Annotated in this window: 7 protein-coding genes; 5 read left to right on the forward strand and 2 right to left on the reverse strand. The window is 60.5% G+C overall.

Translation table 11 applies throughout. The annotated features are described in order from the left end of the window. Positions 1-179, reverse strand: a 179-nt coding sequence (locus VIM98_RS20665; protein ID WP_414650216.1) for an acyltransferase family protein, incomplete at its 3' end; no start/stop codon positions are given. Positions 180-348: 169 nt separating this feature from the next. Here VIM98_RS20665 and VIM98_RS12495 point away from each other — a divergent pair. From VIM98_RS12495 to VIM98_RS12505, 3 genes are all read left to right on the forward strand, one after another. After that, on the forward strand, positions 349-1,320 hold the full coding sequence (locus VIM98_RS12495) for a magnesium and cobalt transport protein CorA (protein ID WP_331993443.1): 972 nt from the start codon (positions 349-351) through the stop codon (positions 1,318-1,320). A gap of 111 nt (positions 1,321-1,431) precedes the next feature. Continuing rightward, a complete protein-coding gene (gene galE, locus VIM98_RS12500) occupies positions 1,432-2,406 on the forward strand; it encodes a UDP-glucose 4-epimerase GalE (protein WP_331993438.1) in 975 nt (324 codons plus the stop codon). A 107-nt stretch (positions 2,407-2,513) separates the two neighbouring features. Next, positions 2,514-3,014, forward strand: a complete 501-nt coding sequence (locus VIM98_RS12505; RefSeq protein WP_331993444.1) for an REP-associated tyrosine transposase — start codon at positions 2,514-2,516, stop codon at positions 3,012-3,014. A 281-nt stretch (positions 3,015-3,295) separates the two neighbouring features. Here the strand turns inward: VIM98_RS12505 and VIM98_RS12510 are convergent, their stop codons facing one another. Then, entirely contained in the window at positions 3,296-5,374 is a 2,079-nt protein-coding gene (locus tag VIM98_RS12510) for a S9 family peptidase (protein ID WP_331993439.1), read from the reverse strand. Between the two features lie 148 nt (positions 5,375-5,522). Here VIM98_RS12510 and VIM98_RS12515 point away from each other — a divergent pair, with 148 nt between their 5' ends. After that, the gene (locus tag VIM98_RS12515; protein WP_331993440.1) at positions 5,523-7,253 is read left to right on the forward strand and encodes a peptide MFS transporter; all 1,731 of its coding nucleotides are present in this window, start codon (positions 5,523-5,525) and stop codon (positions 7,251-7,253) included. A 131-nt stretch (positions 7,254-7,384) separates the two neighbouring features. Further along, positions 7,385-7,813, forward strand: coding sequence for a pilin (locus tag VIM98_RS12520; RefSeq protein ID WP_331993441.1), 429 nt, complete (start codon positions 7,385-7,387; stop codon positions 7,811-7,813). Positions 7,814-8,131: the final 318 nt, after the last annotated feature.

Consider the following 8,131-nt stretch of genomic DNA (forward strand, 5'->3'; position numbering starts at 1 on the left):
ACCAACAGCCCCGTGATCAGGAATCCCGACAGCACAAAGAACACGTCGACGCCAACAAAGCCGCCCGTCAGCCCCGGCACGCGGGCATGCACCGCCACGACCAGCATGATGGCAATCGCGCGCAGCCCTTCGATATCGCTACGGAAGCCCGATCGTTCCGCCTGCCTGCTCGTCGACACCCTTCACCCCTGCTATGCGCCGGTTATGGCGCCAGATGACACAAGTATGTCAGCTAGACCATGGCATTCCATTCTCTTTTTACGTGATCGAGCGCATCATGTGCGCCGATTCCCCACCGCCAGCACCGCTCCGATGATCGAATCGCCCAGCACCGCCGTCGCCCCCAATATGGTCGTCAACTGCGTCGCCTATCGCGCGGGCAGCGGCAAGCGTATTGGCGATATCAGCATCGATGCGATCAGCGAGGTGCTCAGTGAGCCCGATACGTTCGTCTGGGTGGGATTGCACGAGCCGGACGAATCGCTCTTGCTGAAACTGCAGGAGGAATTCGACCTGCACGATCTTGCGATCGAGGATGCCCAGCAGGCGCACCAGCGCACCAAGATCGAGGCGTACGGCGATTCGCTGTTTATCGTCGTGCAGACTGCGCAACTGGTCGGTGGCCATATCGCCTTCGGCGAAACGCATATCTTCCTGGGGCCACGATACTTGGTCACCGTTCGCCACGGCGCTTCGCTGTCCTACGCCCCCGCGCGGCGCGGCTGCGAGCACACGCCCGAGTTGCTGGCGCTGGGACCGAGTTATGCCCTGTACGGGGTGCTCGACTTCATCGTGGACAACCTGCTGCCGATCGTGCGCGACTTCCGCGAAGAGCTGCAGGATCTGGAAAAGGACATCTTTGCGGAAACGTTCAAGCGCCAGACGGTCCGCCGTCTCTATGACATGCAACGCGACTTAATGACCCTTCGCCTGGCCGTCGCCCCCTTGCAGGACATCATCAGTCAGCTGGTACGCATGCACCCGCACTTGATCCAGGACGAACTGCGCGCCTACTTCCGCGATGTCTACGATCATGTCTTCCGTGTCAACGAATCGATCAGCGCGATGCGCGAAATGCTTGCCGCGGCGATCAACGTCAACCTCTCGCTGGTCACCTTCGGCCAGAACGAAGTCATGAAAAAACTGGCCGGCTGGGCCGCTATGCTCGCCGCGCCCACTCTGATCACCAGCTGGTACGGCATGAATTTCACGCACATGCCGGAGCTGAGCTCGCCCTGGGCCTATCCGATCATCATCGGCACGGTGGCTTGTGTCGTAGGCGGAATTTTCGTGGGGTTGAAGCGGGCGCGCTGGCTCTAGGCTCAGGTACCGCCTTAAATCTTGGGCTCGTCATGATTCCGCCGGCCCGTTTATGATGAGTGTAAGGGGGCATGGTTGGCCTGCCTGTAGGGAAGCGTGGAGCGGTTATCGATGAAGGTTCTTGTCTGCGGCGGTGCCGGCTATATCGGCTCCCATCTGGTTCGGCTGCTTGCCTCGAAAGGCTGTCAAGTGGTTGTTTTCGACAACCTGCTGACGGGCCATCGAGAGGCTGTCGGCGATGCCCCGCTGATCGAAGGCGACTTGCTCGACCCGGATGCACTACGTACGCTGTTCGCGGCACACCGATTCGATGCCGTGGTACACCTATGCGCACTTTCAGAAGTGGGGGCTTCGGTAACCGATCCGTATCGTTACTATCAAAACAATGTCACTGGCACGCTCAACCTGCTAGATGCGATGCGTACCGCTGACGTCGATAAGCTGGTGTTTTCATCTACCGCAGCCGTGTATGGCTACACCAACGCTACAATCATCGACGAGCACCACCCAACGCAGCCGATCAATCCTTACGGCGCCAGCAAGCTGATGGTCGAACGCATCCTTAGCGATGCGGCAGCCGCCTATGGCCTGCGCTCGGTCGCGCTGCGCTACTTCAATGCTGCCGGAGCCGATCCTGCGGGCGACATCGGCGAATCGCATCACCCGGAGACACACCTTATCCCCAATGTATTACGCTCCGCACTTGGCCGTAGCGGAGCGCTCAAGATCTTTGGCGACGACTACCCCACGCCGGACGGGACCTGCGTACGCGATTACATCCATGTCAATGATCTTGCGATCGCACACCAAAAGGCCATTGACTTCATGGTCGATCATGCGGGTGCGGAAGTATTCAACCTGGGAAATGGCCAGGGCTTTTCCGTCAGCGAGGTCATCGCCGCGGCGGCGCGTGTGACGGGCAGCGACATTCCTTTCGAATGGTCGCCGAGGCGCGCTGGCGATGCGCCTGTCCTTGTCGCTTCCAGCATCAAGGCCCGCAAGCAATTGGATTGGCATCCAGAATTTGTCGATATCGACGGTATTATCGCGACGGCCTGGCGCTGGCATAGTCATCAGCGCTACTAATTCGGCAGGGAAGAATTCCTCGCGGCACGAAGCCCAATGCCTCCATCGCTTCTACGAAAGCGCCGACTGAATTCCAGCCGCGTCGCGCAGACGTTCGACGCATGAACATGCAGAAACCCGGATACCGGGCACTCCGCCAAGGTAGACATTCAGAATGTGGGCAGATCTATCTGGTTACCACGGCCACTCGAAGTCGCAGGAAGTACTTTCACAATATAGAAATTGCTGAACGTGCCTGCCATCTGATTTCACTGCCTGAGCTGTGGTACCCGAGCCAGTGTCTTTGCTGGGTACTGATGCCAGATCACTGGCATGGGCTGGTGAGTCTTGGTGAGGAGACCTTGCCCAGGCTGATGCAGCGCTTCAAAGGCACGTTATCCAGGAAATTAAGTGCCGACTTGGGAAAGCATGGCCCACTGTGGTCGAAGGGCTTCCATGACCGTGCACTGCGGCGCGACGAATCCATGCTCGCCGCGGCGAGGTACATTATCGCCAACTCTGTCCGCGCCCGTCTGGTGGATAGCATCGAAGACTACCCATACTGGGATATCAGCCTCACTCATGATCGTCGAGAGTTGCTCGATATCGCTTCGCACAGTCGCGACTGAAGTCGCTCCCACAGAGGTAGGTGGGGCGTCGCCTAGTGTTGTGGGAGCGACTTTAGTCGCGACAGGCGCCACAAAGAAAACGGCCGCCCCGGCACACCGACAGCTGCATCGCCGTGGCTACCGATCGTCGGAGCGTGTGCGATAACGCTCCGAACCGTCGCGACTGAAGTCGCTTCCACAGAGGTAGGTGGGGCATGGCCTAGTGTTGTGGGAGCGACTTTAGTCGCGACAGGTGCCACAAAGAAAACGGCCGCCTCTCGGCGGCCGTATCCTTACCTAACTCACTTCGCACCAGGCGTCGTCGTCCACTGCTTCAGCCACGCATTGACCGTCTCATGCCATTGCACGCTGTTCTGCGGCTTGAGCACCCAGTGATTCTCATCGGGGAAATGCAACAGCTGGCTGGGAATGCCACGACGCTGCAAAGCGGTGAACGCGCCCAGGCCCTGCGTATCGGGAATGCGGAAATCCTTGCCGCTATGGACGACTAGCATCGGCACGCGCCAATCCTTGACGTGATTGATCGGGTTGAACTTCTCGTAGTTCTCCGGATGCTCGAATTGCGTACCGCCGTTTTCCTTTTCCTCGAACCAGAGCTCTTCGGTGTCGTAATACATGGCACGCGCGTCGAACACGCCATCATGATCGACCAGGCACTTCCATGGCTCGTTCCACACGCCGGCCATCCAATACACCATGTAACCACCGTAGCTGGCACCCAGCGCACAGGCACGGTCTCCATCCAGGAAGCTGTACTTGTCCAACGCAGCCTTCCAGCCCTGCTTCAAATCTTCCAGCGGCTTGCCACCCCAGTCGCCGGAAATGGACTCGGTGAACGCCTGACCATAACCCGTGGAGCCGTGGAAATTGATCGTCACGACGGCAAAACCCTGGCCTGCATAGGTCTGCGGATTCCAGCGATAGCTCCAACCGTTGCTCATCGCGCTCTGCGGACCGCCATGGACGATGAAAGCCACGGGGTATTTCTTGCCGCGCTTGTACCCCGCAGGCTTGACCACATAACCCTGCACCGTTTCGTTGTTCCATCCCTTGAAGGTGAAGAACTCCGGCTCGCCCATAGATGTGTTCTTCAAGCGCTGGGCATTGTAATGAGTTACCTGCTTGAGGCTTTTGCCCGCAAGCGTCGCGGTATAGAGATCGGCCGGACGCTTCAGGTCGTCGCGCGACAGGAGCATGTGCGACTTGCTCAACGAGTAGGCACTCACCACGCCGTCGGTCACCAGCTTGCTGACTTTGCCTTTGGCGACATCGATGGCGAACAACGGATGTTGGCTGTTATCGTCCGCCGTCGCATAGAGGGTCTTGCCATCGGCCGAGATAGCGAGGCCGCCAGCGGAGCGGTCCCAGTCAGGCGCCACTTCATGTTTCTGTCCGCTGGAAAGATCCAATGCCATGATGCCGAAACGATCGGCCTCCGAACCCGGCTCCTTCATCGCCAGGTAGTAGAGCGTCTTGCCGTCCGGCGCGGCTACCGGGAAAGCATCCCAGGCGAGATTGTCTGCCGTCAGGTTGCGCGGCGCGGACGATCCGTCAGCCTGCACGCTGTAGACATCGAAATTCGTCGACCACGGCTCGCTGTTGCCCGCGATGCGCACATCGAAATACACCGTACTGCCATCTGGCGAGAAGGTAAATTCATCGTCGCCACCGAACGGCTTGCTCGGCACATCGCCATCGATGCCACGACTCAACAACACCGGTTGCGCGCCATCGGCCGCATCGACATCGGCGATATAGAGCTGCGATCGCCGGCCGTCTTCCCAGGTATCCCAGTGCCGCACGAACAACCGGTTGTAGACGGTGCCGGTAGACTTGTCCGCGGCGCGGCCATCCAGACGTTCCTTGGTACATGCCAGGTCGGCACAGTCAGTAAAGACCTCGTAGCTCAGCAACGCTTTCTTGCCATCCGGCGACAGCTTGTAGCTGTCGACATCGAGCGGGCCATGCGTGACCTGTACTGCGTCTCCGCCGGCCTTGCCGCCGGCAAAGCCGCGACGCCAGAGCTGGGTCACATCGCCCTTGGCCGCCGTATAGAAGAACGCATCGCCTTGCGGCGCCCAACGCGGCGAGCCGCCCTTTTCAACCAGCTTGACCGGCTGACCACCTTTTTCCAAATCGAGCAGGTAGACCGAAGTGACGCCCTTGTTCGCGGCGTAATCCGTCGCGCGCACCGTATACAGCGCAAAACGGCCGTCGGGCGATAACTGCGGATCGCCGACGCGGTCCATCATGACCAAGTCGCGGATACCGAACGGATGTGGGCCGTGGCTTTCGACCGCGACGGCCGATACCGAGGCGGAAGCCAGCGCAAGCGCCAGCGCGGCAAACAGGGGTTTCATGGGTTCCGGCTCCCTTGGCTCAAGTGTCACGAAATTCCTTGACGGTAAGTGGCGCCGCGCTTTCGTGCAAGCTTGCGATTTCCCGATATCGGCACGCCCGGCCGGTTGGGCGTGGCTATACTCGGCGCTTTTGCTGCCGGCCGACTCCATGACCGCATCGCCTCAAGCCATCGCCGCCGACTCGGCCGCCGACGATCTGTTCGGCCACCCCAAGGGCTTGTACGTCTGCTTCTTCACCGAGATGTGGGAGCGCTTCTCGTTCTATGGCATGAAGGCGCTGCTGGCGTTGTACCTCATCAAGCACCATGGCTTCAGCGATGCCGAAAGCCTTTCCGTGCTGGGTGCCTACGGTGGCCTGGTCTACGCCACGCCGTTGCTAGGCGGCATGCTCGCCGACCGCTATCTAGGTATGCGCAAGGCAGTGGTCCTCGGTGGCGTGCTGCTGTGCCTGGGGCACCTTGGCATGGCGGTGGAGGGACATGCGGCTACCGTCGATACCCACGGCGTGGTGCATCGCGACCTGTTTGCCCTGAGCGTGTTCTATCTGTCGCTGGCCCTGATCATCAGCGGCGTGGGCTTTCTCAAGCCCAATATCTCCACCGTGGTCGGCAAACTGTATCCGGAGGACGATCCGCGCCTGGATTCGGGCTTCACCCTGTTCTATGCCGGCATCAACGTCGGCGCGCTGTTCTCGGCGCTGATCTGTGGTTACCTGGGCGATACCTACGGCTGGGGCTACGGTTTCGGCGCTGCCGGCATCGGCATGCTCGCCGGCCTGGCCGTCTTCGTGACCGGGCAGAAGTACCTGCAAGGGCATGCCGAGCCGCCGAATCCGGCAGCACTGCGCCGACGCGTGCTGGGCTTCATGACCGTCGAGTGGGTTATCTACCTGGGCGCCGCGCTGGCGCTGCCGGCGCTATGGGCGCTGATGCAACTGGGCGACGCCGTGCTCTGGCTCCAGTTGGGCGCGATGGCTGCCTGGCTCGGCTGGCTGGGCTGGTACGTCACCGTGCGTTGCACGCCAGTGCAGCGGCAGCAGATGCTGGCCTGCGTGTTCTTCGTGGCGGTCTGCCTGCTGTTCTTCGCCCTCTATGAGCAGACCTACGGCTCCTGGGTGCTGTTCAACGACCGCATGCTGACCATGGATCTGTTCCCGTCCCTGGTGATCCGCGAAGGCCACCCGGTGCCGTGGTCCACTATTCCACTGGTGCTTAGCCCCATCCTGGTCGCCATTTCGCTGCGCCTGCGCGGCAGTCGCCTGCCGGCCGTCCTGCTGGGCACGTTAACCGCCCTGGGCATCGCCTTGATCGTCCGCGACAGCGTGGTACTCCCGCAGACCGCCAGTTCGCTCACTTACCTGGGCGCCCTGTTCATCGTCCTGCTCTCGCCGCTGATGGCCTGGCTGTGGCCCTTCCTGGAACGCTACGGCCTCAACCCATCCAAAGGTGTCAAGAGCGCCATCGGCCTGGCGCTTGCCGGACTGTCCTTCCTGCCGCTCTATATCGCCAATCAGAGCGTGGAGCCCGGCGTACTGGGTAGCGTCTGGTGGCTGGTCCTGGCCTACCTGATCATCGAGATCGGCGAGGTCGCTCTGTCGCCGATCGGCTTGTCGGCGGTCACCCAGCTATCCGTACCCTCGGTCTGCGGCCTGATGATGGGCGCCTGGTGGCTGGGCACTTCCCTCTCCGAGCAGTTGGCCTCGATCTTCGGCAAGTTCGCCGCCTTGGACCTGCCAGCCAACGGGCAGATCGATCTGACCCTGGCCAAGGCCAAGTACGGCGAGCTGTTCCTGCACATGATCTGGCTGGGCCTGGCTTCGGCCGTCGTCGCCCTGCTGCTTTCGCCGCTGCTCAAACGCTGGATGCACGGGGTCAAGTAAGCCAGCTCATGTGATGCAAATCACAAAATCTTGCGATCCAGCGACCGGAAGAGCCCCACACTGACGGTCCAGCCCGGCTTGGTACAAAACCTGCCAGAACTCCCTCGACATACTTCTTGGGGGAGTCTGCCATGTCACGCCAGCGCGCCGCTGCCGGTTTTACCTTGATCGAACTGATGATTGTGGTGGCGATCGTCGCCATCCTGGCCGCGATTGCGTTGCCGCAGTATCAGACCTATGTGGCTCGTTCGCAGGTAACCGCTGGGTTGCATGAAATCACCCCGGGGCGCACAGCTTATGAAACGTTGGTTAATCAGGGGACTGTGGACGGCGCGACCTACGCGGATGTAGGTAATCTCGGTTTAGATACCGATACTCCGCGCTGCACGATCTCCGCTAGCGTTCCAGTCGCCGGCACCGGCTACGTTCAATGCGTCCTGAAGGGGAATACTAGGATCCAGGACCACTGGATCAAGCTCAACCGCGATGCCAATGGCACATGGTCCTGTGCATCGGATGTTGACCCCCAATATCGGCCGTCAAGCTGCAACGCGGGTTAATTTGTCGTCGCAAGGTGACCTGCTTGGTCAGGCACTGACATTAATTGTCACCGCAGTTAATAAGATCTCACCTAAGCTGCGCGAACCGCTGCACAATCCCAAAATGCCAGGTTGTGAGCGGGCTTGTCCTTCGACTGCCAACCTTTGCACAATCTGAACCGTCCGCAGCCTTGCGGACGGCTTCATCGGTAGTCGTGGCATACAAGATGCTGCAATTGCTGTGAGCTTCCTGGTCGTTCCAGACGTGAGTCGTGGGGGCCGGATCCGCCTAGGGGGTACGGGGCCGGGGCTCAGGGGGCATCACCAAACCGGTTAGCT

This window comes from Dyella sp. (genome assembly GCF_036568765.1).
GTDB lineage: Bacteria > Pseudomonadota > Gammaproteobacteria > Xanthomonadales > Rhodanobacteraceae > GSA-30.